Source organism: Pseudomonas persica, from assembly GCF_900291015.1.
Taxonomy (GTDB): Bacteria; Pseudomonadota; Gammaproteobacteria; order Pseudomonadales; family Pseudomonadaceae; genus Aquipseudomonas.
On the sequence record NZ_OLKL01000116.1, the window covers coordinates 1 to 277 of the forward strand.

The 277-nt window shown below is 56.7% G+C and carries 1 pseudogene; it reads right to left on the reverse strand.

Features of this window, described 5'->3' with window-relative positions:
- Positions 1-277, reverse strand: a pseudogene (locus FQ664_RS25945) (calcium/sodium antiporter); the annotation flags it as partial.

Below are 277 nucleotides of genomic sequence, written 5' to 3' on the forward strand. Positions count from 1 at the left end.
ATTAACATTAGCGGCAATTCGCGACGCAGAACATCAGAATGTACGGTAAAAGGATGAAGTAGCGCGGCAAGACCGAGGATCAGCAGAATATTAACGATGTTAGATCCGATCGCCGTGCCGATCGCCAGATCGATCTGACCGTGCATGGACGCGGCGGCGGAGACAATGATTTCAGGCAGCGAGGTGCCGATGCTGACGACCGTCAGGCCGATGATCAGCGGCGGGATCCCCAGACTGCGGCACAGGATGGATGCGGCAAACACCAGACGATCGGCAC